Source organism: Flagellimonas iocasae, from assembly GCF_042682725.1.
In the GTDB taxonomy this organism is placed as follows: Bacteria; Bacteroidota; Bacteroidia; order Flavobacteriales; family Flavobacteriaceae; genus Flagellimonas; species Flagellimonas iocasae.
In genome coordinates this window covers 802,578-827,959 of record NZ_JBHUHU010000005.1, presented here as the reverse complement: position 1 = coordinate 827,959, position 25,382 = coordinate 802,578, and the positions used below count along the sequence as shown (strand labels likewise).

19 protein-coding genes are annotated in these 25,382 nt (G+C 41.9%); 12 read left to right on the top strand and 7 right to left on the bottom strand.

The genetic code is table 11. The features are described 5' to 3' along the window. Nucleotides 1-20: 20 nt before the first annotated feature. The 3 genes from ACFSJE_RS17475 (at nucleotide 21) to ACFSJE_RS17465 (ending at nucleotide 3,798) form a co-directional block, all read left to right on the top strand. The gene (locus ACFSJE_RS17475; protein WP_379832164.1) at nucleotides 21-473 is read left to right on the top strand and encodes a Rid family detoxifying hydrolase; all 453 of its coding nucleotides are present in this window, start codon (nucleotides 21-23) and stop codon (nucleotides 471-473) included. Nucleotides 474-633: 160 nt separating this feature from the next. Further along, entirely contained in the window at nucleotides 634-3,120 is a 2,487-nt protein-coding gene (locus ACFSJE_RS17470; protein WP_379832163.1) for a T9SS type B sorting domain-containing protein, read from the top strand. Nucleotides 3,121-3,165: 45 nt separating this feature from the next. After that, the gene (locus tag ACFSJE_RS17465; RefSeq protein ID WP_379832162.1) at nucleotides 3,166-3,798 is read left to right on the top strand and encodes a 7-carboxy-7-deazaguanine synthase QueE; all 633 of its coding nucleotides are present in this window, start codon (nucleotides 3,166-3,168) and stop codon (nucleotides 3,796-3,798) included. 11 nt (nucleotides 3,799-3,809) lie between these two features. Here the strand turns inward: ACFSJE_RS17465 and ACFSJE_RS17460 are convergent, their stop codons facing one another. Together ACFSJE_RS17460 and ACFSJE_RS17455 are read right to left on the bottom strand one after the other, a co-directional pair. Then, nucleotides 3,810-4,610, bottom strand: coding sequence for a hypothetical protein (locus ACFSJE_RS17460; protein WP_379832161.1), 801 nt, complete (start codon nucleotides 4,608-4,610; stop codon nucleotides 3,810-3,812). Between the two features lie 43 nt (nucleotides 4,611-4,653). Next, nucleotides 4,654-5,364, bottom strand: a complete 711-nt coding sequence (locus ACFSJE_RS17455; protein WP_379832160.1) for a class I SAM-dependent methyltransferase — start codon at nucleotides 5,362-5,364, stop codon at nucleotides 4,654-4,656. An 85-nt stretch (nucleotides 5,365-5,449) separates the two neighbouring features. On the opposite strand from ACFSJE_RS17455, the gene ACFSJE_RS17450 reads away from it, so the two are divergent. The 3 genes from ACFSJE_RS17450 to ACFSJE_RS17440 all read left to right on the top strand — a co-directional run bounded on the left by ACFSJE_RS17450 (nucleotide 5,450) and on the right by ACFSJE_RS17440 (nucleotide 8,130). Continuing rightward, nucleotides 5,450-5,944: a YkgJ family cysteine cluster protein gene (locus ACFSJE_RS17450; RefSeq protein ID WP_379832159.1), complete on the top strand. Its 495-nt coding sequence runs from the start codon at nucleotides 5,450-5,452 to the stop codon at nucleotides 5,942-5,944. 56 nt (nucleotides 5,945-6,000) lie between these two features. After that, entirely contained in the window at nucleotides 6,001-7,218 is a 1,218-nt protein-coding gene (locus ACFSJE_RS17445; RefSeq protein WP_379832158.1) for a hypothetical protein, read from the top strand. 81 nt (nucleotides 7,219-7,299) lie between these two features. Then, nucleotides 7,300-8,130, top strand: a complete 831-nt coding sequence (locus ACFSJE_RS17440; protein ID WP_379832157.1) for a sterol desaturase family protein — start codon at nucleotides 7,300-7,302, stop codon at nucleotides 8,128-8,130. 362 nt (nucleotides 8,131-8,492) lie between these two features. On the opposite strand, the gene ACFSJE_RS17435 is transcribed toward ACFSJE_RS17440, so the two are convergent. Continuing rightward, on the bottom strand, nucleotides 8,493-9,719 hold the full coding sequence (locus ACFSJE_RS17435; protein WP_379832155.1) for an exo-beta-N-acetylmuramidase NamZ family protein: 1,227 nt from the start codon (nucleotides 9,717-9,719) through the stop codon (nucleotides 8,493-8,495). Between the two features lie 3 nt (nucleotides 9,720-9,722). On the opposite strand from ACFSJE_RS17435, the gene ACFSJE_RS17430 reads away from it, so the two are divergent. The 3 genes from ACFSJE_RS17430 (at nucleotide 9,723) to ACFSJE_RS17420 (ending at nucleotide 13,100) form a co-directional block, all read left to right on the top strand. Next, on the top strand, nucleotides 9,723-10,964 hold the full coding sequence (locus ACFSJE_RS17430) for an ABC transporter permease (RefSeq protein WP_379832153.1): 1,242 nt from the start codon (nucleotides 9,723-9,725) through the stop codon (nucleotides 10,962-10,964). Nucleotides 10,965-11,028: 64 nt separating this feature from the next. Further along, on the top strand, nucleotides 11,029-12,327 hold the full coding sequence (locus tag ACFSJE_RS17425) for a M20/M25/M40 family metallo-hydrolase (RefSeq protein ID WP_379832152.1): 1,299 nt from the start codon (nucleotides 11,029-11,031) through the stop codon (nucleotides 12,325-12,327). After that, nucleotides 12,327-13,100, top strand: coding sequence for an aldose 1-epimerase (locus tag ACFSJE_RS17420; RefSeq protein WP_379832151.1), 774 nt, complete (start codon nucleotides 12,327-12,329; stop codon nucleotides 13,098-13,100). Before ACFSJE_RS17425 ends, ACFSJE_RS17420 begins: the two co-directional genes overlap by 1 nt. Nucleotides 13,101-13,378: 278 nt before the next feature. On the opposite strand, the gene ACFSJE_RS17415 is transcribed toward ACFSJE_RS17420, so the two are convergent. The 4 genes from ACFSJE_RS17415 to ACFSJE_RS17400 all read right to left on the bottom strand — a co-directional run bounded on the left by ACFSJE_RS17415 (nucleotide 13,379) and on the right by ACFSJE_RS17400 (nucleotide 19,254). Next, nucleotides 13,379-14,740, bottom strand: coding sequence for an exonuclease domain-containing protein (locus ACFSJE_RS17415; protein ID WP_379832149.1), 1,362 nt, complete (start codon nucleotides 14,738-14,740; stop codon nucleotides 13,379-13,381). Nucleotides 14,741-14,805: 65 nt separating this feature from the next. Continuing rightward, nucleotides 14,806-17,223: a TonB-dependent receptor domain-containing protein gene (locus tag ACFSJE_RS17410; RefSeq protein WP_379832148.1), complete on the bottom strand. Its 2,418-nt coding sequence runs from the start codon at nucleotides 17,221-17,223 to the stop codon at nucleotides 14,806-14,808. 184 nt (nucleotides 17,224-17,407) lie between these two features. Further along, nucleotides 17,408-18,493 carry a sensor histidine kinase gene (locus ACFSJE_RS17405; protein WP_379832147.1) on the bottom strand — a complete coding sequence of 362 codons (1,086 nt, stop codon included), beginning with the start codon at nucleotides 18,491-18,493 and terminating at the stop codon, nucleotides 17,408-17,410. Further along, nucleotides 18,493-19,254 carry a LytR/AlgR family response regulator transcription factor gene (locus tag ACFSJE_RS17400; RefSeq protein ID WP_379832146.1) on the bottom strand — a complete coding sequence of 254 codons (762 nt, stop codon included), beginning with the start codon at nucleotides 19,252-19,254 and terminating at the stop codon, nucleotides 18,493-18,495. The genes ACFSJE_RS17405 and ACFSJE_RS17400 overlap by 1 nt, the downstream gene beginning before the upstream one ends. A 341-nt stretch (nucleotides 19,255-19,595) precedes the next feature. On the opposite strand from ACFSJE_RS17400, the gene ACFSJE_RS17395 reads away from it, so the two are divergent. The 3 genes from ACFSJE_RS17395 (at nucleotide 19,596) to ACFSJE_RS17385 (ending at nucleotide 25,296) form a co-directional block, all read left to right on the top strand. Further along, nucleotides 19,596-20,048, top strand: coding sequence for a YybH family protein (locus tag ACFSJE_RS17395; protein ID WP_379832145.1), 453 nt, complete (start codon nucleotides 19,596-19,598; stop codon nucleotides 20,046-20,048). Nucleotides 20,049-20,689: 641 nt separating this feature from the next. Next, a complete protein-coding gene (locus ACFSJE_RS17390) occupies nucleotides 20,690-23,683 on the top strand; it encodes a SusC/RagA family TonB-linked outer membrane protein (protein ID WP_379832144.1) in 2,994 nt (997 codons plus the stop codon). A gap of 11 nt (nucleotides 23,684-23,694) precedes the next feature. Further along, nucleotides 23,695-25,296 carry a RagB/SusD family nutrient uptake outer membrane protein gene (locus tag ACFSJE_RS17385; RefSeq protein WP_379832143.1) on the top strand — a complete coding sequence of 534 codons (1,602 nt, stop codon included), beginning with the start codon at nucleotides 23,695-23,697 and terminating at the stop codon, nucleotides 25,294-25,296. Nucleotides 25,297-25,382 lie beyond the last annotated feature (86 nt).

The following is a 25,382-nucleotide window of genomic DNA, read 5'->3' as shown; positions in this document are numbered from 1 at the left end:
GCAAATCTAAAAACCCTGCCATGAAACCTTTTCAATACATTTTATTGCTGGTCATATCTATGGGAACTATCGTGTCCGCACGAGCTCAGGAAGAGACCGAGCTTATTTTCCATAAATCCCATGAGGCTAAAAAACAGGATGCGCCGTTCAGTGATGTTGTTCAAGCGGGGAACCTGTTTTTTCTGGCGGGTCAAATCGGTATGGACCATTCCACCCGCACGTTGGTGGCCGGAGGGATTCAACCCGAAACGGAACAGGCCATTAAAAACATTGAGGAGGTCCTTAAACAGCATGGTATGGACTTGGGTAATGTGGTGAAATGCACTGTTATTTTGAGTTCGATGGACGATTTTGCTAGCTTTAATGAAGTTTATGCCCAATACTTCACCCAAAAACCGGCTCGAACCACCTTTGCCGCCAGTGGATTGGCAAGGAATGCAAAAGTGGAAATTGAAGCTGTGGCTGTAAAGTAACGAGTTGTCCTGTCGAGTATTATAACACATTTGACTGGTAAAGTTGAAACCTATGGCTTACTTTGTGATCTTAGGACAGAGAGCCTAAGATAGAATGGGAAAAACGAAAAAAAATTATGTTTTGTTTCATAGGGCAATGCGGCCTCAACTATTGGGGTTTATGTTGTTCGTATGGGTAACTAGCATTTCTGCCCAAAATAATAGTGCTCCTGAGGTTATGGCAAGTGGTGATCAAACCTACTGCCCACAGACTGCCATTCCTGTGGCCACCTCTTTCAATATAATTGATGTGGATGACACGGAAATTGAATCGTTTCACATTCAAATTTCTACGGGATATCAAAGAGGGCAGGATATGCTCCGGTTGGAAAATAACCACCCCATGGTGACCACAACATGGAACAATCAAGAAGGTAAAATGACTTTCAGAGGTCCATCAGGAGGTCCTGTGGCATATACAGATTTAATAGCGGCGGTAAATGATGTGGTTTTTGAAAGCACATCTGAATCACCAGCAGAGGAAAAGTTTTTCTCCTTTACGATTGGAAGTGCCAATTACCTACCGGAAACACAACATTATTACGAGTACATCCCCAATCTTGGAATTCGTTGGGACGACGCAAGAACGGCTGCGGAGAATAGAACCTTTTTTGGGCTACAGGGGTATTTGGCAACAGTGACCTCCGAAGCCGAAGCCCAGCTTACCGGTGAACAGGCTGCTGGAACAGGTTGGATAGGAGGGTCGGACGAGGAGACTGAAGGAACATGGAAATGGGTTACGGGTCCCGAGGCTGGTCAGATATTTTGGAATGGAAATGTTACAGGAAGCAGTCCAAATTTTGCCTTTTGGAATAACCAAGAACCCAACAATTTGAACGGTGAAACCGGTGCGGGTGAAGATTATGCGCATGTTACCGCTCCCGGAGTTGGCATAGCAGGGTCTTGGAATGATTTACCAGTTGGTGGAAATTTAACAGGCGATTATCAACCCAAGGGGTATATCGTAGAATATGGCGGACTCCCCGGGGATCCCATTTTGACTTTGTCGGCCAGCACCAAATTAACCACGCCCAGAATAGCACAAGCTTCTTCTGGCAGCGTTTGTGGTCCCGGAACGGTTACTTTGGAAGCCGAATCAACACGCGGAGATGTGGTTTGGTTTGATGTTGCAACTGGAGGGGTCCCATTAGCCGCAGGAAATACTTTTCAAACACCTTGGTTGACCAACACCACTACCTTTTATGCCATGGCATCCTATAACGGTTGCCTCACAGGTGAGCGAATTGCGGTAGAGGCCGAAGTAAAACTACAGCCCTTGGTCAATGAAGGGTTCACTATTTCCAATTGTGATGAAGATGGGGTGATGGATGGATTTACTGATTTTGACCTGACGCAATACCTACATCTTATTAAATTGGAGGATATCAACTTGGACATCACTTTTTATTTGACTGAAACTGATGCTGAGAACCAAGTGAATGAGCTGTCGGCAACGTTGTTCAATAACAGCATTGCCAATGAACTTTATTTTAGAGCGGAGGGAAGCGGTGTGTATTGTCATTCCGTTGGTAACTTGTTCTTGGATGTAACCACAACATCTTTTCCGCAAAATTACCTCTATGAACTTACCACATGCGATGAAGATACCGCAGATGGAATTTCTGTATTTGATTTGAATGAAGCGGAGGCCGATATGTTGGCTCAATTTCCAAGTGGACAAGACCTATCGGTCTCATTTTACCAAAATGAAGATGATGCCTTCTTGAAACGGAACCAAATCGCAAATACCACAACGTACTATAATAATCAGGCGTACTCGGAAATGTTGTATGTACGAATTGAGGATGAACAATCGGGTACTTGTTATGGTGTTGGCGAACATTTGTTGCTCACTGTATTTCCAATTCCGTCTTTTGAGGTGAAAGAGAAGTATGTTTTTTGCAGTGGTGATGAAGTTCAGGTTACCCCCATCAATGCTGATGGAAACCACCAATACATTTGGTACAATGCCCAGAATGAGATTGTAGGGAATGATACGCAGATTACCATTTCGGAAATAGGGGATTATAGGGTGGAGGCTGTTTCCGTAAATGGCTGCCATTCAGAACAAAAAAACTTTGAAGTAAGAGAGTCTGGGCCTCCTATGCTATCTTCTCAATTCGTAAAAGTGGACTACGTTGGGGACTCCGGAACCATAAGCATACTCCATGAAGATGGAGAACTGGGTCTTGGAGATTATGAATTTTCTTTGGATAATCCTTTTGGACCTGAACAAGATGAGGGTTTTTTCAGTAATGTGGAGGCCGGGGTCCATACACTGTATGCCTGGGATAAAAATGGCTGTGGAATGGACCAGATGAAGGTCGGTGTTATTGGTGTTTCCAAGTTTTTTACCCCTAACAATGATGGTATAAACGATGAAGTCAAAGTGGTGGGGATTACAGGGGAGTTTTATCGCGAAGGTACCTTCTCGGTCTTTGACCGTTATGGAAAGTTGTTGGCACGAAGAAATCCTATGCAAGCTGGATGGAATGGCCTGTATAATGGCAGCCCTTTACCACCTTCGGATTATTGGTATGTCCTTGAATTGGTTGATTTTGATGGAGTTTTTTATCAGAAAAAAGGACATTTCACGCTAAAGCAATGATAAAAAGGTAAGAAGGTTAAACTATCTTAATCGTATCTTTGCCGCATGGTAAAAGACAATGTGATGGATTTGGTGGAAAAGGGATTAATGCTTCCTTTGATGGAAGAATTTTACACCATTCAGGGAGAAGGTTATCATAAGGGAACCGCAGCGTATTTTATTCGAGTGGGCGGTTGCGATGTGGGTTGTCATTGGTGTGATGTGAAGGAGAGTTGGAATGCCGATACACATCCTCCTACGGCAATTGAAAGTATCGTTGAGAATGCGGCCAAGTATTCGGATACCATCGTGATAACTGGTGGTGAGCCCTTAACGTGGGACATGGGTCCCTTGACCGAAGGATTGAAGTCCAAAAACCTGCAAATCCATATTGAAACATCCGGTGCTTATCCGTTAACTGGAACATGGGACTGGATATGTCTTTCACCCAAGAAAAATAAACTCCCCGAAGAAGATATCTATCAACAGGCACACGAATTAAAGGTGATTGTCTACAATAAGCACGACTTTATTTTTGCTGAAGAACAGGCCGCCAAAGTTGGCAAACACTGTATACTTTATCTACAACCGGAATGGAGTGTTCGGGATAAAATGATTCCCATGATTGTGGACTACGTGATGAAACATCCCAAGTGGAAAGTTTCCTTGCAAACCCATAAATACCTGAATATTCCTTAGTCTTTTTGGAATCAACGGCCTCCATTGCCTTGAAGGTCCAAAATACATTCTGCATCCAAATCGGGTATTGGCGTCAAACCTTTTGAAGCATTGCTCTGCATCAGTTTCATCATGGGTCCTCCAAATTGAAGTTCTGCCCGCATAAGGCAACCGTCCGTAGTGCAATGACTGTCCGCATCGGGGTCCTCATGGTCGTTGATAGCGGTGGTCCCAAGGTTTACAAGACCCAATAAATGTCCAAATTCATGATTTAGGGTTGCAGCCTCAACTTCAGCAACAGATACAGATGAGCTGTTACCTACCAAATTACGGATGGTTGACTCATAGATTACCATAGAAGTATTTTGGTACACCGCGCCCAATGTAACGATGTCCGCCCCCACATCATCAGAATCTGTAGGCGCATCAGCAAAATAAATGTAGAGGGCCAAGGTGGAACCATCATTGTAGGCGGTTCTGTTTTCCTTTTCCAAGTTGACAATTTCAGTGAGTGTCAACGTTTCTTCATCTGGGGATGGAAGTTGTTTGTAGCTGACGGTTATGTTGTCTTTAAAAGTGTATTGCCGAATAAATGCTTCTAAAGTTTCAATGGCTAAACTGGTTGGTTGAAATCCAGCTACATAACCAATTTCTATCAATAATTCGTCAAATTCTGTGTTGGCAAGAAGGTCATTTGCGGATGCACCAGTGCCCAGTAGATTCGCGGATTTATCAATTTGGGCATTTTTGTTTGAAAGCAGGTCCGAATCTTTGGAGCAAGCCACCAAAAAAAGTAATCCAAAAAGTGAATAAAGGGCAATTTTCTTTTTCATGATCATTGATATTACTTAAAACGTTCCATTTTTTAAACTAGTATTACGTTTTGGTCAGTTTGGCCAAATAATCAAAATGCTTTCCAGACATGACCAGCTCGCAATTTAGACCATTGGCTTCACAAGCGTTCTGCAAGGTATTGAAATCAACATAAAGCCAGTCAAACGGTTCACCCTCTTCCCCTTTATATTCCATGGTAAAGGTAACTTCACCGTAGTATTTTCCGTTGTCGGGAATCCAGTAACCCCCATCTTCATCATCTTGTTCAAACATATAGATGATATCGCTGGAATCCAACAAGATTTGTCCTTTTGGCTGCAATAACGAGGCCAAATGTTGTAAAAAAGGGTCCAAATTGTCCAAAGATCCTGCTAATCCTATTCCATTCATCAGCAGAAGCAAGGTGTCAAATTTTTCTTTGTCATACGTAAGGATAGAGGTATTCACGGCAGATTTCACTCCTCTTTCTTTACATACGGAAATTGCACCCACGGAGTTGTCAAGGCCGGTGACTTCGAACCCATTGTTTTGAAGATATAGTGCATGATTTCCTGCTCCACAGCCAATATCGAGAATCCTTCCATAGGCCAATTTCAAGGCTTTTTGCTCCAATTTGGGCATTTCCTTGAAATCACGAAACAGATAAGGCAGGGGAATTACGTCCTCTTCATCCAAGGATGAGTAGGTTTTTATGTCTTCTGAATAATTTCCATGATGATAATCCATCAAGGCCTTACCAAAAATGTCCGCCATGTTTTTAAATAATAGTCAAGAACAAAGGTGTGACTTTAATCGCAGACTTGGGTTTAATTGGAATCTCTTTTTTATGTTTGTTCCCATGCAGTCAGAATTGGAACAATTGCCGCAAAAGGCAAGGGAAAAACATGCGGAGAACAAAAAATTCTTCGCGAAGCTCAAAAAGCGTCCACCCAAGGACCTGGATTATATTATGCAGGAATTGCACCATGCCGAATTTGAACGAACTGACTGCCTCACCTGTGCCAATTGCTGCAAGACCACCGGTCCCCTGTTCACCAATGCGGATATCGAACGAATCGCCAAACACTTCAAGATAAAACCCTCCGAATTCATAGACCGATATTTAAGGGTTGATGAGGAAAACGATTATGTGCTTCAATCGGTGCCTTGTGCATTTTTAGGAGCGGATAATTATTGTTCCATCTATGAAGTTCGTCCCAAGGCCTGCCGCGAATTCCCACATACAGACCGAAAAAAATTTCAACAGATCAGTAATCTTACCTTAAAAAATGTGGCTATCTGTCCTGCGGCCTTCCATATTGTGGAGGAAATGAAAAGGCGGATTTTTAGATAGTGCATAATAAAAGTTGAAATCTGATGTTTGCTTATTGAAGAAAAAGACCTCAAAATATGAAGATTAATCTTGCACTTGGTATAAGTGCTATTTTTTTATCCTTGTCCATTCACGCACAAAATGCAAAGGTAACGTTGGCCAACGGCACAGTGGTAGAGGGAGAGATGCAGGAATTCAGTAATATGTCCAGAACCCCGGACCAAATTAAAGTACTCGTTGGTGGGAAGTTGGAAACCTATGATCCATCGCAAATTACTGGCTTTGAAATAAATGGAGATAGATACATTTCAAGGGTTGTAGATTTGAACATCAATGACCAATTTGCCCAAAACTTAAGGGATTTTTCTGAATTGGAATGGGTTCTAAAACGGGTTTTCTTGAGGGTTTTGATTGACGGCACGGTAAGTTTATATACGTATCGGGATACAAGACTGCACTATTTTGCAATCAAAGAAAACGCTAATGTGGAGTTGGTAAAGCTTAATAGGTTGAACAAATCAACCATAAATCAATATGTGGGACAGTTGAGCATCTTGTTTTCTGATTGTAATAAATCAATGAATACCAGGGAAATACAATTTAACACCATAAGCCTAAAACGAGCTGTAATAGATTACAATGAGTGTGTTTCGGGAGGAAGTGATTACATTGAGAAAAGAGAACCTGCGGATATTTCATTTTATGTCTTAGGGGGCTTAAACCTTACCTCATTCACGGTTTCAGGGGATGGCCCTTTTGCGGGTTATCAAGCTGACCCTAAATCGGCCAGCAGTTTTACCTACGGTGTTGCTTTTGATATCCAAATGATTCGCAAATCAAGAAAAATGGTTTTTTATAATGAGATTCTTCTCCAGAACTATGTGTTTGGGGGATACACTCGAAACCAAGTCAATTCACAACAATACATTGACTATTATTTTGATGTTGATTTGAAATATTTGGAAATGACCAATGCATTGCGATTCAATTTTGGAAATGAGACATCTGACGCGAATTTTTTCGGAAATTTTGGGGTGAATCATGGTTTTTTGGTTTCAAGCAAAGGGTCGGAATATTCCAATAATGTATTTTATGGCACAGAAACTCTTGCAGAAAGAGAATTGTTGGGAGATGATATTTCAACCTATCGGATTTCCTTTTCGTTGGGAATAGGGGTCCGCTACAAAATTGCGATGGCTGAAATGAGATATGGGTTTAAACCCAAAGTTTCCAATAATCCAATTACCACCCAGACAAGTCCCCTTAATTTTCTGTTAGCCTTGAAAGTTTTTTGATTTTTAACAGAAAGGCAGCTTACGGGTTTTTCCAATATTATTTTTATTTTAGGTAATTGTGTAGTAGCATTTTTAATGAACATGGAACAACTCATTACCTACTTTGAAACCATTCCCTCATGGCACCGAAGCCTTATTTTAGTGGGCGGAATCACCTTCTTTTGGATTTTGGAAGGAATCATGCCGCTTTTTAGTGTCCCCTATAAAAAATGGAGGCATTCCATCCCCAATTTTTTCTTTACACTGACCACGATTATCGTAAATTTTCCACTGGCATTTTTGCTGTTAAAAACCTCGGATTGGGCGATTCAAAACCAATTTGGCATCATAAATTGGCTGCCCGAAATGCCTTTGTGGCTTTATGTTCTGTTGGGAGTGCTATTTTTGGATTTAATCGGCGCTTATGCGGCCCATTGGGTGGAACATAAGGTTAAACCTCTTTGGATGGTCCACTTGGTACATCATTCCGATCATAATGTGGATACCACTACGGCCAATAGACACCATCCGTTGGAAAGTTTAATTCGGTACACATTTACGTTGATAGGTGTTTTTCTTGTTGGGGCTCCCATTGGAATCATCATGTTGTATCAAAGTCTTTCCGTGGTACTTTCCCAGTTCAACCACGCCAATATTCGATTACCCAAAAAGGTGGATACGGCCATTAGCTGGGTTATCGTTAGTCCCGATATGCATAAAGTGCACCATCACTATCAATTACCGTATACCGATTCCAACTACGGGAATATTTTTGCCATTTGGGACCGACTTTTCGGGACCTATATGACCATGGATGTAGATAAAATTGTGTACGGAGTGGATACTTTCCCGGATGAAAAAGAGAACAGCAGCATCAAAGGATTGCTAAAGCAACCTTTTCATAAGTATCGTAGACCAACTACGGAAAGCTAACATTTTAATGGAGGTGTACATCGAAAAAATGTCACATCGAGCGCAGTCGAGATGTCGTTAAAATGAGACAAACATTAACTCTGCTGTGATGCTGAAACGAGTTCAGCATGACGTCCTGAAAATAATGGGTACATTCTAGTGATTTGCGAAATTCTTACCTACGGCAGGCAGGCGTGTCGGACTAATTACACCCCTAAAGTCCCCTCAAGGGGACACTACAATACGTACACCAAGTCATGCCGAACTGGATTCGGCATCCCATCAACCCTGAAACCAGTTCAGGGTGACGAAATCTTTACATTCGAGAGCGTTCGTGTAAATCTGTGAAATTCCTGCCTACGGCAGGCGTGTCAGGCTACAGGTTAATTATAAATCAAATACTTCTCCCGAATTTTTTTAAAAGCCTCCAAATCATCTTGCCAAGTGGCCTTTATCTCGGCTTCGGAAAGTCCGGCTTCAATTTGCTGCTGCAAAAGAGCTGTTCCAGCATGTTTAGTGAATCCGTCAGTAAGGAAGAATTTGGACTTGTCCATGGTATTTTGGTAAGCATCCATAACCCATTGTAAGGAAACTTCATACATGCGAGGAGATTTTGATAAATCCTTTCCAAAACACATTTTTCCCTCCTCTTTAGGGCTTTTCGACCCAAAATTAGGTTCGGGAACATAGCTGAAATCATATTTTGTACTGTCCATAAATGAGGCCCCATATCGTTGAAACTGAAACTCCGTTCCCCTTCCGGCATTTACATTGGTACCTTCAAAAAGGCCTAGACTTGGATAAAGCGTAATGGAGACATCATTCGGTAAGTTGGGGGAAGGACGAATAGGGAGGTGATATTCGGAATCGTGCGTATAGTTTTCCAATTGAATCACGGTCAAATCCGCTCTTTGTCCATTTTCCAACCATCCTTCGCCGTTGAGTAGTTGCGCATATTCGCCAATGGTCATTCCATACACCAAAGGAATGGTCGTCATCCCCAAAAAACTGGTGTTTTCCTTTTCCATAGTAGGTCCGTCCACATAATGTCCGTTGGGATTGGGTCGGTCCAAAACAATAATGGGTGTTTTGTGCTCCGCACAGGCCTCCATCACCAATTGCAGGGTGGCAATAAAGGTGTAAAAGCGAACCCCAACATCTTGGATATCAAAAACAATGACATCCAGTCCATCCAAGAGGTCTTGGGAAGGTTTTCGGTTTTTGCCATACAATGAAATGATGGGAATTCCCGTTTGGGCATCAACCCCATCCTTAACATGCTCTCCTGCGTCGGCCTGACCGCGGAATCCATGTTCCGGAGCGAAGACTTTCTTCACTTCAACATGTAAAGAAACCAACGAATCCACCAAGTGCGTATACCCTTGATTATTAAAAACAACACTGGTTGGATTGGCCACTATTCCCACCTTTTTTCCTTGGAGCATGGGCAGATAAGCTTCGGTTCTATTGGCGGCCACTTTAATTTTTGGAATAGGGGTCTCGGAGACTACGGCCGACATAGGTTTTACTTCTTTTTGCTGTCCCCTGCACGAAGAAAACGCCAAAACCAACAATAAAACTGTACTTTTGAATAGAGATAAAATGGGCATTCGTTGAATTTAGAATTGTTTATTGCCAAACGCCTGATTACAGGGAAGGAGCATAAAATTAGTATTTCCGCCCCTATAATAAAAATTGCCATTGCCGCAATCGCCATTGGCGTGGTCATGATGCTCATAGCCATTGCCACAGGGGTTGGGCTCAAGCGTAAAATTCGGGAAAAAGTAGCTGCGTTCAACGGACACATCCAAATTTCTAACTACGATAACAACACTTCCGATGTTTCTATCTCTCCCATTGATCTAAATCAAGATTTTTACCCAGAGTTTACCAATGTGGACGGAGTACAACATGTTCAGGCAGTGGCCACCAAAGGTGGAATCATAAGAACGGAAGACACTTTTGAAGGAATTTTGGCCAAAGGCGTAGGCAAAGATTATGATTGGTCTGCATTTGCCGAATATCTAGTTGAAGGAAGACTGCCCGATTATTCTGGAGAACTTAATGAAGAAGTGTTGCTATCCCAAATGATGGCCAATCGCCTGCAATTGGGTGTGGGAGACACTTTTTTTTCCTTCTTCCTGAAGGATGGAGATGCCAGCAGACCTCCCAACACGCGTAGGTTTGAAATTGTGGGTATTTACGATAGCGGTTTTGAGGAGTTTGATGCCACCTATGTTTTTGTGGATATCCGTCACATTCAGCGCATGAACCAATGGGATGAAGACCAAGTGGGCAGTTTTGAGGTTTTTCTGGATGATTTTGACCAATTGGAGGCAAAAAGTGATGAAATATATGGCAAAACACCTTCCAGTTTGGATGCGCAGAACATCAAGACCAAATACTATCGCATTTTTGAGTGGATTGGACTTTTCGATTTTAACATAGCCCTCATCATCGGGATTATGATCATTGTGGGGGGTATCAACATGATCACAGCACTTTTGGTGTTGATATTGGAGCGAACCCAGATGATTGGTATTCTAAAAGCACTGGGTTCGGCCAACTGGAGTGTCAGAAAGGTGTTTTTGTACAATGCCGCATACCTGATTGCTGTAGGGTTGCTGTGGGGCAATGTTTTAGGGTTGGGACTTCTATTTATTCAAGACAAATACCGTTTGTTTAAATTCCCAAACCCAGAGGAATATTACATTGACTACATCCCGGTTTATATGGACGTACCTACGGTAATTTTTCTGAATGTAGGGGTAATGTTGCTATGCCTGCTGATGCTGTTGGTGCCATCCTACATCATTACAAAAATAACTCCGGTCAAAGCCATTAAGTTCGAGTAGGCCATATCGATTCAAGGGATTAATCCATATAAAATTGATACCTTGGGACGTAAAATAGGCCAACATGATTTTAAAGCGAATTCTCACCCCAGCCCTCCTTTTTCTAACCATAACGCTCACAGCTCAAAAACTGTCCAGAACCGAAAAAAAGATTGTATCCTCCATTGAAAAAAATAATGGAGAGGCCATTGATTTTTTAAAAAAAGTGGTCAACATCAATAGCGGCACATTGAACGCAGAGGGTGTCAAGGAAGTGGGAATGGTCTTTAAGGATGCTTTTGACAATATTGGTTTTCAGACAAAATGGATTGAAATGCCATCAGAAATGGACCGAGCTGGGCATTTATTTGCTGAAACTTCAGGAACGAAAGGAAAGAAACTATTGCTTATCGGTCATTTAGATACGGTTTTTGAAGAGGATAGTCCTTTCCAGACTTTTGAAATGGTCAATGATAGTATCGCCCATGCCCCAGGGGGCAACGATATGAAGGGAGGCGATGTCATTGTACTATACGCTTTAAAGGCATTGCAAGAGAATGGATTGCTGAAGGATGCCCAGATTATTGCCGCCTTTACAGGAGATGAAGAAAGCACTGGTAAGCCCTTGACCATAAGTCGGAAGGATTTGGTGGAGGCCGCACAGCGAAGTGATATTGCGTTGGGTTTTGAGACGTCAACAGGCTTCAATTATGCCACAGTCGCCCGAAGAGGAGCCTCAGGATGGGAAGTTGAAGTGGAGGGAAAGCGCGCCCATTCCTCCGGAATTTTTAGTGAAAACACAGGAGCTGGGGCTATTTTTGAAATTTCCCGGATCCTTCATGAATTTTACACCGACGTAAAAGGTGAAGATTTATTGACGTTCAATCCTGGGACACTTTTGGGAGGTACCTTCGTGAATTTTGATGCTTCAACGAGCAAAGGCGACGTTTTTGGTAAAACCAATGTGGTTGCACAAAAAGCCATGGTTCGGGGCGGCCTCCGATTCATTTCCGAAGAACAAAAAGAAAGGGCCCGTTCCAAAATGCGGGAAATTGTGGGTCAAAATCTGCCCAAGACATCGGCTACCATAAGTTTCACGGATAGTTATCCAGCCATGCAGCCCACCGAGGGCAATATGCAACTGCTGGAAACGCTAAACCAAGTAAGTTTGGATTTGAACCAAGGGGAAGTGCTTGCTTATGACCCTGGCAAAAGAGGTGCGGCAGATGTGTCCTTCGTGGCCCAATATGTGGATTGTTTAGACGGATTGGGAACAATGGGCTCAGATGCACATACCCCAGAAGAGACCGTAAACCTAAACACCATCGAGGCCTTGACCAAGCGTACAGCAATTTTGATCTACAGATTGATAAATACCAAATAATGATCGAGCTCAAAAATGAAAATACCGTTGTCGGTATTGATGCAGGGGAATTAGTGAGTTTTGCAGTAGATGGACATGAGTTTATCCATCAAAAAGGAAGTCCGGGATGGCGAAGCTCAGACACCGAAATGTTTCCTATCATTGGCCCAACCAATGAAGCTAATTTTAGAGTTGAGGTTCCCAAGGGCGAGGCTATTCAAGATCAACATGGATTGTTGCGGGAGTTGGACTATAAATTGCAATCCCAAACTGAGGACTCCGCTGTTTTTGTAAAGGAATATCAAGCCGGTAGCCCCATAAAGAATTCGAAATTTCCCGATAAATCTTCTGAAGCAGTGTTGATTTGGCCCTATAACTTTCGGTTTAAAAAATCCTATTCTTTGAAAGACCAAACCTTGGAAGTGACCTTCACCATTTCAGGGGAAAGAGATATGCCTTTTATGCTAGGTTATCATCCTGCGTTTAAACTACATTCAGCAGCCCCGACCATAATCGCCAATAATCAGAAAATTTTATTGGATGAGGTCTTGGAAGTGGGAAGTAGAGCATTGCAACTGGAAAACTGCACATCCATCACGCTAAAAGATGAAAAGGAAATTACCATAAAAACGGAAGGTTTTGGAAACTTTATGTGTTGGACCGAGGTAAGGAACATGGTCTGTATTGAACCCATTTCATTTTATCCCTATGCCGTCAATCAGCGGGATTTATATAAAGGTTTTCAGTATTTGGGAGATGAGGATGCCATTTTTAAGGTTTGGTTGACGGTCTGATGTGGAAAATGTGCCAAAATTCATGATTTTCTAACATTGCGTAAACTTTTTCTTACTAAATTAGAATTGAGAAAGCATGGCTACTGAGTTGGTTTTGCTTTACTGCGCCCTTTTCAAGGGAAACAATACGAATTCTCAACCAAGAATTCTGGTGTCGGGGCTACATGACCAAAACCAATCCAATTATGGAAATCATACTTCCTTATATTGTTGTAGTTGCCCTGATTATAGTCTTTTGGATAGCCTTTGTGGTACGCATGTATCGAAAGATAAAAGGGTTATAGCACAAAAGACTCCAATTTAGGCAGCAGGGACTCCACAATACGCTGGGCTTCCAAAGTATTTTTTTGTGGAATGATGAATGATTCAATATCCTCTAGACTGGAGACTTCCATTTCTTGGTCAATGAATCCGTATCCTTTGTAAACGCCTTCTGAAATTAATATTACCGCTTGCTCATTCGGATTTCTTCCTTTTTCCCGGATGACGCGCACCTCTGCATCTAAAGCTTTCATTGCTGAAATGGCCGTCCCAACCTTTTCATTATAACGTTCAACAGGTTCCTCTGACCTGCAAATCCCTTCGCAAGTGGTAATTCTGTGATGGGAACAAGCGGCATTGGTCTGTTGCAAATGACAATACTTGGGACATAGCGCAAAATTTTTGCATATTTCCTCCAAATAGGCCCTGCAGTCCGTTTGGTTATAAAAGACTTTTAAGGGATTGGGGATACCCTTTAGGGTATTGAACGCTAAATGCCGGATTCCGTTCCGGTCCTCATACTCAAAAATGGCATATTGTTTCAATGTTCGTTTTTGGGCGCGATTGTATGGTGGAAACAGCCTTTTTATTTCTGCGGATTCCATCAAAAGGGCAACCAGCTCACTGCCCGAAAGTTTAAAATCGATATCCGCGGTTTCGCTGCACATTTGAATTTCCTTGACGCTCTTGTCATAAAAATGGCCCAACACCCTTTTTTTTAGGTTGATGGCCTTGCCCACATAAATGATGCCGCCTTGCTGATTTTTAAAATAGTAAATGCCTGGTTTCGGCGGAATTTTATCAAAAACTGACTTGGGCAAATGGGGAGGTAAGGTTGCCTCTTGACTTCGGGCATTCAAAAACTTTTCAAAAACAGGTTCTGCGTCAGGAGTGTTCAACAATCGTTGAAAAAGTAGGGTAGTGGCATGGGCATCCCCACGGGCACGGTGTCGGTCCGTTAATGGAATTTGAACTGCGGAGCAAAGTTTACCCAAACTGTACGAACGCAATCCAGGAATCAACTTTCGGGACAGACGAACGGTACAAAGTTTTTTTCGGGTAAAGTCCACACCAATTTGGCGGAACTCTTCTTTGATCACACCATAATCAAAATTCACAGCGTGTGCCACAAAAACACAACCATTGGTAATTTCTTGGATTGATTTGGCAATCTCTTGGAAGGTAGGAGCATCCTTTACCATGTCGTCATCAATCCCAGTAAGGCCAGTAATAAAATAGGGAATGGGGCACTGTGGGTTCACCAAGGAAGTGAATTCATCCACAATTTGGTCGCCATCATACTTAAAAATGGCAATTTCGGTGATTTTATTCCCCTTTATGCCATTTCCAGTGGTTTCTATGTCGATTATGGTGTACAAGCTTTCAAAAAGTTCAGGGCATTAAAGTTAGAACTTTTTCCAAGCACATCATAGGGCCAAATGGGTTAGCCTTGGTTATTATTTTCCTGTCTGGCCCGGTTCATTTCTTCCTGAATTTCTGACTGTCTTCTACGAACAGGCTGTACCGACTGTTTGCCAAATCGCCATGAAACGGAAAGGGTGGCATAGCGTGTATCGCGATAGCTGGTGAAGGTATCATCCAAATTCCCAAACCGTGTTCTACCCGTAGGGTATTGGTTCCAGAAAATATCATTGACATTGAACCGAAGTGTCATGGCATCATTGAACAGATTTTTTTGAAGTCCCAATGAAAAAGACGAAATGGTTCGTGCCTTGGTTATGGTGGCATAGTGCGGGAACAGATAAAATGCCCCGGCTTGCAGTCTATATCCCTTTCCAAGTCCAAAACTGTGGTTGGTATTTAAACTGACCACGGGATTGTTGCGGTCAAAATCGAACCCATTAATTTCCCCATCAAAATCATTTAGGGAGGCATTAAGGTTCCAATTGCTCTGCCACCAATTGGTAAATTTTATGGGCAAACTGGCCACAAGTGAATAGCTTTTTAAATTGGCAATATTGATGGGGCGCACAATGACCACCTCTTCATCTCCATCACGAACTATGGCCATGGTAAGAACGTCTTCCGTATACCCAACATTGAAAGCAAAATAATACCGCTGTTTAAAGGTGTAATTGACTTCACTTACCCACGTAAATTGAGGTTGTAGGTAAGGATTTCCTTCCCTGTATGTGTTGGTATTCACAAAGGTTCTAAAGGGGTTGAGCTGTGCATAACCCGGCCGGTCTATGCGGCGTCCTGCGGATAGGCCCAGGGTATGGTTTTCATTAAACGTGTAGTTGTAAGAAGCCGTTGGAAACAAGTTTAAATAATCCCGTTCATTGATGGTATTTGTGGTTACTTGGTTTCCGATTACAGAGGTGTTTTCGGCCCGTAGCCCAAATTGCGCATTCCATTTTTCACGGTTGATGTTGTAGCTCGCATAGGCCGCATAAATATCTTCATCATAGATGAAATGGTTGCTCAAATTGGTGTTAGGGGCGATGACCCCGTTGTTTTCGTTGACATACACCAAATCATTGTCCGAAGTTACCCACGTGTTCTTCCAACCGGCTTCAAACCTATCCCCATTTTTCAGCGTGAGTTCATAATCCAAAGTAAGTCCGGTAAGATTCAAATAACCATCAATATCACCCAAAAGGATGTCCTGCGCTGTTGTATTGTCTTCAAAGAATTCAAAATTGGAGGTGAACCGCTGGTTGGACCAATTGCTATAACGGGCGTGGTCAAAGTTGAAGTTCAAGATACTTTTTTCGGTAAAGGTGTGCCGTGCATTAAAGTTAGCGGTCAACTGGTTCCATTCCGAGTTGATATTGGTATCGGTATTTTCTTCCGAAATGAGTTCGCGGTCCGTATTGTAACCCAGAATATTGCTGGTGGATATGTTCTTGTTGCCATTGTTGAGGCCAGTGAAGAGCACACCAAGGGTAGTTTTTTCGCTGGCGGTATAATCCAAGCCCAAGCGTCCGGTATGCGTTTTCAATGGAAGCTCAAAATCGTTTTGAAGGTCATAGTAGCCCATAGGTTGCTCCCCATCCAAAAAAGTTCGATCAATGACAATTTCCTGATATTGGTTGCGGTCGGTATAGGAATACTGTCCATACAGGTTGAATTTTTCCGTTCGATGATTAAAATCCACGGAGCTATTCCAGCGAAAATACCGACCATATCCTGGACTGAGGGTAACGCTGCCATTGGTGCCATACAATTTTCCTTTTTTGGTTACAATGTTGATGATTCCGGCATTGCCCTGTGCTTCGTAGCGGACAGAAGGATTGGTAATGATCTCCACTTTTTCGATGTTGGATGAAGGTAGGCTCCGCAGAAGATTCGCCAATTGTTCGCCTTGAAGACGGGTATCCTTGCCATCAATATAAATGCGAACGCCCGTTCGTCCACTCATTGATATCACATCATCTTGGTCAATGATTACACCCGGTGCTTTCTCCAGAATTTCCATGGTTGAATTTCCCGTGTTGACGATGCTGTTCTCAATATTCAAAACGAGTTTGTCCTGCTCCTTTTGGATGAAGGGCTTTTGTGCCACCACAGCGACCTCTTGTAGTTCTTGGGCTTGGTCGTCCAAGGAGATTTTCCCGAGATCGGTTGTGCTTAAATTGGACAGGACTTTGGTCTTGTACCCCACGTAGGAAATGGACAAAAAGGAATTTTCAGGTTGTTTTATATCGATGCTGAACAAACCGTCCATATCGGTGATGGCTCCTTTAATTAGGGTGGAGTCGGTTTGACTTATGGCCACTATGTTGGCAAAAGGAATCGCATCCCCATTGGTGTCCACAATTTTACCTTTAAACGCTGTTTGCGCAAGTGCTTGCCCAACCATGAGAATGAACAGTAGTCCTAGTATTTTTTTAATCATAAGCTGTTGTAAATAAGAACGAAAGCCAACTTAAAAAGTTGGCTTAAGAATAAATCATCAAACAAAACCATCGTTTTGAAAACAATGCTAAAATCAGATTTTACGCAGTTGATTGTTCAGAATTGATTTGATTCTCTGAGCATTTGATGTGAACTCCTTTAATCCTGCATTGAAGGTTTTGGATTCAGGAATAAGGAATGGTGATAACGGTCCTGACTCCACTGGCCATGTTCTCAAAATGGAAATCAGACTTACCATGATACAGTGCCTGTAACCGCTCTTTAATGTTGATGATGCCGATGCCACTGTTGGAATAAATAGGGTATTTGGGTAATTTTTTGCCATTGTTCTCCACCGAAAGCTCAATGGAATCCTCGTTTTTAGCAATGGATAAATGAATGCGAAGCTTTTTGTTTTTCTGCGAAAACCCGTGTTTAATGGAATTTTCAATAATGGGCTGAATCAGCAATCTTGGTATCTGTTTGTGAAGCAAAGCCTCCTCCACTTGTTTCGTAATCACCAAGTCTTCTTGAAATCGTTGTTTAAGAATGTTGGTATAATAATCGAGGATTTCCAGCTCTTCTCGAACGGTTATAAAATTTTTATCATCTATGCTCAAGAATTTGCGTAGCAAAAAGCTGATATCGGCTACCATATCTTGGGCGGCATCGGGATTATTGGGAATAAGACTGGAGATGCTATTTAGCGTATTAAACAGAAAATGGGGGTTAAGCTGACTTTCCAAAGTCTTTAGTTTGAACTTGATCAAACTGTTCTCCAACACCTTGTTCCGGATTTCCTGATCTTTGATTTGCTGTAGATAGAAATAGGCATAAATAATCAGTGTCATGGAACTGTACAGCAAAATGTTGGTAGTGACATTGAATAAAAACGTGTGGGTCACCTTGTCCAAAAAGGCGAAATTGGCGTTGATCATGGAATAATCCAAAAGCAAAGGAGGGATAAATCCCACCAAATAGCTTTGAATAATACTCAGCACAATATGTAAAGGAATGATCTTGATCCATGCGACCCTTTTTAAAAGAAGATACTTGGTGAGTAGTGAAACCGAGCACATATAAATGAGTACCAAGGCCCAGTCCATAAAACTGACCATGACAAGACCGACGAGGTCATCTGTTACGCGTTGTGGACCACTGTACAAAAAGTAAAAGCCGCGCAAAAATTCAACCAGCGCGATAAACGTATAGAAGACCACCAAATAGATGATCAAGCGTTTTTCACTATATTTTTTCAACGTTTTTAGCATTAGCCCAATCCCAATTTTTGAAGAAATTCCTTTTTATACGATTTACTGATTCGGAATAGTTCCTGATCTTGCATGCGTACATCCATTTCGTTGTAATCTGAGTGCACCAATTCTTGCATATAATCCACATTTATGATGGTTGACCGATGAATTCGGATAAACTTATGGGTATTCAGTTGGGGCATAAGATTTTTTAACGATTCCCGAACCGTGTATTTTTTTTCTACACTAAAAATATCTGAATAATAGCTGGATGCACAGATATATTTAATACGGTCCTTGTTCACAAAAACTGTTCTGTTATTTTCGCGAATGGGCAATCGGGATGCCAGTGGATTGGCGGAACCTCCCTGGACATCCAACAAGAATTTGCGAATATCGATTCCGTTGGTATTGAGTTTTATGCGCTCCTCAATACGATCTAGTGTTTCAAAAAAGCGGTGATTTTTGAAGGGCTTCAATAGGAAATCCAAGGCGTAGTTGTTGAATGCTTGGATAGCATAATTGTCATAAGCGGTGATGAACACAATCAGGGGCATTTTTTGGAGACTGATTTGTTGGAGCACATCAAAACCGGTAAGGTCTTTGAGCTCAACATCCAGAAAAAGCACATCAGGTTGAATTTTATTGATTCTAAGCACAGCCTCTTCGCCATTGGCACATTCTGCTTCAATCTGAAACTCGGGCCGTGTGCCCAGAAGTTCCACAATCCGTTTCCGCGCCAGCAATTCGTCGTCTACAATAATTACCCTGTGAGCCATCGTTGCAATTTAGGCGAAAATACTAAACAAATGGTTTTTTAAGCTTTCAGGATGAACCCCATATTTCAAGATGAAAGGGTTTCAAATCAGATACTTGTGCTTTCGCATCAAAATAGAGGTGATTCAATTCATTCTTGGCAGCCCACTTGGGGCATCACCTAAATTTATCCCGAAAACGTACAGTTTTTTATCAATCAAAAAGCGCAATCAATCACCATGACGGTAGCTCAAACTGCCCAATAGGTTTCCTGTTATCCAAAAAAGGGTTTTGGGAAACCTAATTGGTGTTGATTTGTACCTTAATTGGATTAAAAAAACTTTCAATTTAATACCAATTACTCATGAACACGTCAAAAATTATCTACACCCTATTCTTAGTAACCCTGCTTTCGGCATGTGCCAAGCAAGAAAAAGAGCCGTCAAATGAAATGATGGAAACTTGGAAGAAAGAAATTGCGGATGCCGAAGCGGCCTTTGCCCAAATGGCCAAGGAAGAAGGGATGAACAAGGCGTTTTTGGCCTTTGCAGCAGAAGATGCCGTATTGATGCGAGGCAATCAGCTTATTGAGAAGAAAACGGGCATAGCCGAATATATGAAAGATCAAGACTCAAAAGGATTGGCCTGGTCGCCAGAATTTGTGGACGTGGCCAAATCTGGCGATTTGGGCTATACCTACGGCTACTACACGTTCAGTTATGAAGACCAAGAAGGGAATCCTGCGGAGGCAAAAGGTGTGTTCCATACGGTATGGAAACGCCAAGAAGATGGTTCGTGGAAATTTGTTTGGGATTGATCAGAATTCGCAATAAAAAATCAAAAACGGCAGCTATGAAAAATAAAATTGTATTGCACCTGGTTTTTATGGCTTATGGTAAACAATGTTGAATAAATTTCAAGAAATTCTTAAAAGCGTTCAACATGTGAAGAAGGGGCAAAATGCGTCGAGAGGAAATTATAACCATCTGGTAAAAAATGGAAGTATAATATATAAAGGTATATGTAAGGTGATAACATTTCGTAATAGTTAAGGATGTAGATACATTTTTTCAGACGTTGCCTTACAATAAAGGGTCGCTCATTTTGAGTGGCCCTTTTTCTTTTTTGAAAGCCGACGCCAGAAATTTAAATGAACAATTTCTAAAGTTAGGAAGGAGCTCTGACAACCGGCACCACTTTTGAATACTTGGATTACGGATAAATGTGAAAAACACACACAATTTTAACATTTGATGACTTTCGGGCCTATAAAACCCCAAATTTTAACGGCATAAATCAATATAGTATCAAAATGGGCTAACATTCCCTGAGTAGTTCAAGAGCATAATTTTACTTTTACAAGTGTGAAATTAACGCTTATTAATCGTTAAGAAAGTATCAAGATTTTGAGTGGCAATTTCCAAGAGTAGAATCAAACTGAACTAACTAAAATGTATTATGAAATTGGCTAAATTTTTATCAAAAGCATTTTTGGAAAGCAATGGGTTCAAGAAACAATTTTTCTTCCCCATTGTATGTCTATTATTTGCACAAGCAGCATTTTCACAACAACAGGTAACAGGTACAATTACCGATGCTAACGGCATTCCCGTTGCAGGTGCTTCTGTTGTGGAAAAAAACACTACAAACGGAACTGTTTCCGATTTCGACGGTAATTTTGCCATTACCACCACATCGGGATCTAATGCGGTTTTAATTTTTTCGTATTTGGGTTTTGCAACCCAAGAAGTTCCTGCATCCTCTAATATGAGTGTTGTACTTCAGGAAGACTTGGAGCAACTATCCGAAGTGGTGGTGATTGGTTATGGAACGCAAAAGCGGGCCGATGTAACCAGCTCCGTTGCTACGGTAAAAGCTGAAGATTTCGTTCAAGGTAACGTAAGGGATGCCGCCCAACTTATTCAAGGTAAAGTGGCTGGTCTTTCCGTATCCGCGCCTTCTGGAGATCCAACGGCTGGAACCCAAATCAGCTTAAGGGGTATTTCATCTTTATCAGGTGGGTCCGCTCCCTTGGTATTGGTAGATGGGGTTCCTGGTAGCTTAAACACAGTGGCTCCTGAAGATATTGAATCCATCGACGTATTGAAAGATGGTTCCGCTACAGCAATCTATGGTACGCGAGGTACCAATGGTGTTGTGATCATAACCACCAAAAAAGGAACCAATGATATGAAGTCTACCATTGAATACAATGGCTATGCTTCGTTGGCAACAATTGCTGATAGGATGGACTTTTTGGATGCTTCAGAGCTTCGCGAAAAATTTGCAGAAGGGTATACCTTTACGGGAGCCAACCTACAAGATTACGGAGCTGACACGGACTGGGTGGATGAAATTACCAGAGATGCCTTCAGCCAAGTGCACAACGTTATTTTTAGAGGCGGTAACTCTACTTCAAATATGACAGCTTCCCTTAACTATAGGGATATTGAGGGTATCTTCTTGAAATCCAACAATGAAAGATATACCGGTAGGATCAGTGTTAACCATGCCATGTTCGACAACAAATTGAAAACCAATTTGGGTGTTATCATGAGTGAGCAGGTGTATAACGCTTTGGGTGATGGAACTAGTTTCAACCCAGGGATTTACCGTCAAGCTATTATTCACAACCCAACGGAACCTGTATATAATGAAGACGGAAGTTGGTTTGAAAGACCGGTTTATTTCTATGATAACCCAGTTTCCATGATTGAGGAGACCATTGGGGAAAACCGTTACAGAGCAAGTAGGATTGATTTTTCCATGAGCTATGACTTTGGAGATCACCTTACCGTAAAAGGTTTGTACACCAGAAAAGGAGAGACCAATATTAGAGGTTTCTATCAAACCAAGAACCACGTTTCCACAACAGAAAGTGGTCAAGATGGATTTGCTTCTAGAGGTACCGACAACTACGTGGGTAACTATGGTCAGTTTACCGTTGATTATGACAATTCCTTCGGAAAACATAAAGTAACAGGTTTGGTTGGTTACAACTATGAGGACAACATGAATGAAGGGTTCTGGGCTACCAACCGTAGATTCCCAACCGATGGATTCACGTATAACAACTTGGGTAGTGGACAAGGACTACAGTTGGGTGAAGCTGGAATGGGAAGCTCCAAGAATGCCGATAAATTGATTGCATTCTTTTCTCGAGTTACCTATAACTATGATGACCGTTATTTGTTGATGGCCAGTATGCGTCGTGAAGGTTCTTCCCGTTTTGGTGAAGATTACAAATGGGGTAACTTCCCTGGTATCTCTTTAGGATGGCGTATTGACCAAGAGTCATTTGCTGAAAACTGGGATTGGTTGTCCAGCTTAAAATTAAGAACAGGTTTTGGGGTAACCGGTACCAATGCAGGTGCTAGATACCAATCCTTGAGTGGTCTCTCCTACGGAGATTATTTTTTCAACAACGGTCAATGGGTAAGACAATTGGTGCCTACACGTAACGCCAACCCAAATTTACGTTGGGAGAAGAAAGAGGAATTTAACGTAGGTTTGGATTTTGGAGTATTGGAAGGTCGTATCAATGGATCTGTTGATTACTATAACAGAACCACCAAAGATGCCTTGTTCAACTACAGTGTTCCTACGCCTCCATACTTTTATGGTAGCATTGCAGCCAACGTTGCGCAGATCCAAAACACAGGTTTGGAATTCTTGGTTAACATAATTCCTTTCCAAACAGAAAACTTTGAGTGGACTGCAAACTTGACGTATTCAACCAATACCAACGAGATTGTTTCCCTTTCAAATGATGAGTTCCAATTGACCAACGATTTCTTTGATCAAGGATACACCGGAGAGCCTATTCAGATTTCTACACACAGAGTGCAAGAAGGACAGCCTATCGGTAACTTCTACGGATTAAAGAGTGTTGATATTACTGATGATGGTATTTGGATCATTGAAAGACCTGATGGTTCCAGAGTTCCTGCCACTGAAGCTACCAACGATGATCGTCAAGTATTGGGTAATGGTCTTCCAAAGGCGTACTACAGCTGGAACAACACAGTACGTTACAAGAACTGGGACCTTATGTTCAACTTAAGAGGGGCATTGGATTACCAAATCTTGAACTTCTCACGTATGTTCTATGAAAACCCAACTATCGGATACAACACCTTGGATTCTGCTTATGACTTGGTATACGGTAAAGCCGTACTACAAGATGTACAGCGTTTCGTTAGCCATTACGTGGAAGATGGTGATTTCTTGAAAATTGACAACGTTACCTTGGGATACACACTTCCTAAGGATGCTATTAAGTTTGCTCAGACGTTCCGTATTTACGCGTCAGGTCTAAACTTGGCAACCTTTTCAAAATATAAAGGTATCGACCCAGAAGTTAACAGAAATGGATTGGCGCCAGGTAATGATGATAGGGATAAATATCCTACCATTAGGACATTCACATTGGGTATCAACTTTACATTTTAAAATAAAAAACTATGAAAAATATACTAAACAAAGTGACTACACTTAGACAAAGAATTTTGATACTGTCGGTCAGTGTGCTTCTACTGCAAATAGGCTGTACCGACCTAGAGGAGGAAGTTTTTTCCGAAGTAACGGAATCATCCTTCGTGCCAGCTGAGTCAGATATTATTTCGGTAATGGCCTCTGCCTATACACCCATGCGTTTTGTAATGGGATGGCAAGGATACTTTGACGTTCAGGAAGAACCTGCAGATATGTTTGTGACCCCAACAAGACCTAATGGTTGGGATGATGGTGGAACTTACAAAAGAATGCACTTCCACGAATGGACAGAGACCCAATGGCAACCTAGAAATACTTGGATTACTTGCTTTAACGGTATCAACAGTGCCAACCGAGTAATTCTTCAAGTAGAATTGGGAGAGCTTCCCGTTAGTGAAGCACAAGCAAGTTCAATCATTGCAGAAATGAGAGCATTGCGTGCCTTGTACTATTCCATGTTGGTGGATACCCATGGAAATGTGCCGATCATTTCTAGCTATGGTGATGAACTTCCTGTTCAGAGTACCCGTGCCGAAGTATACAACTTCATCGTTTCTGAATTGACTGATGTTATTCCTAGCCTAACCGAGACAGTGGATCAGTCTACCTACGGTCGTATGACCAAATGGGCTGCCTATCACGTTTTGGCAAGAGTTTACTTGAATGCTGAAGTGTATTCAGGTACTGCCCAGTGGGAAAATGTTATTGCCGCTTGTGATGAGATCATTGGTAGTGGTGCTTTTGAACTTTCCTCTAGCTATTCAGATATTTTCGCTACTGAAAACCAAGGAAATTCAGAGATGGTATTTGCCATTCCTTACGATCAGATCTTTGCAGGTCAGTGGAGTGCCCATATGAAAATGATGAATCCAGAACACCGATTGGTTTTTGGTATGCAAGCACAACCTTGGGGAGGATCTAGCTGTAACCCACAATTTATTGATAGCTATGAGCCTACTGACAACCGTTTGGGTGACACTTGGTTGATGGGTGATCAGTTGAACTATTCAGATGGTAGCGTTGTATTTACTTTGGAAAAAGAAATGCCAAGTATCTATTACTGTGAATTTACCGAAGGATTTAAGTGTGGTAAATACGAAATTGAGCCAGGAGCAACAGGTGGTCTTAGTGTGGATTTCCCATTCTTGAGATATACCGATGTTTTGATGATGAAAGCAGAGGCACTGCTTAGAACTAACAGAGCTGACCAAGCTGCCACTATTGTTACCCAAGTTCGTATGCGTTCTTTTGATGATCCAGCGGACGCTGCCGTAACAGGTGCTGAGTTGGAAGGTGACACTACCGTACAATACGGAACTTTGGCTGAAGATGGAACCATTGATCAGCCTGGTGACCAATCCGTAGTGCCTTACGGTCGTTTCTTGGATGAATTGGGTTGGGAGTTTGCTGCTGAGGCTAGAAGAAGAAGCGACTTGATTAGATTCGGAGTTTACCAGACCAAAAACTGGTACAATCATACACCTAAGGGAGATTACACAACACTTTTCCCTATCGGTTTAGAAGAATTGAATACGAATACAAATCTTACCCAGAACCCTGGATACAATTAAGATTTGGAATTTCTATTCAAGTGTTTTCAAATAATTGTTTGAGTTTGTTGTTAGTGAAGAAAGCGGATGGGGAGCCATCCGCTTTC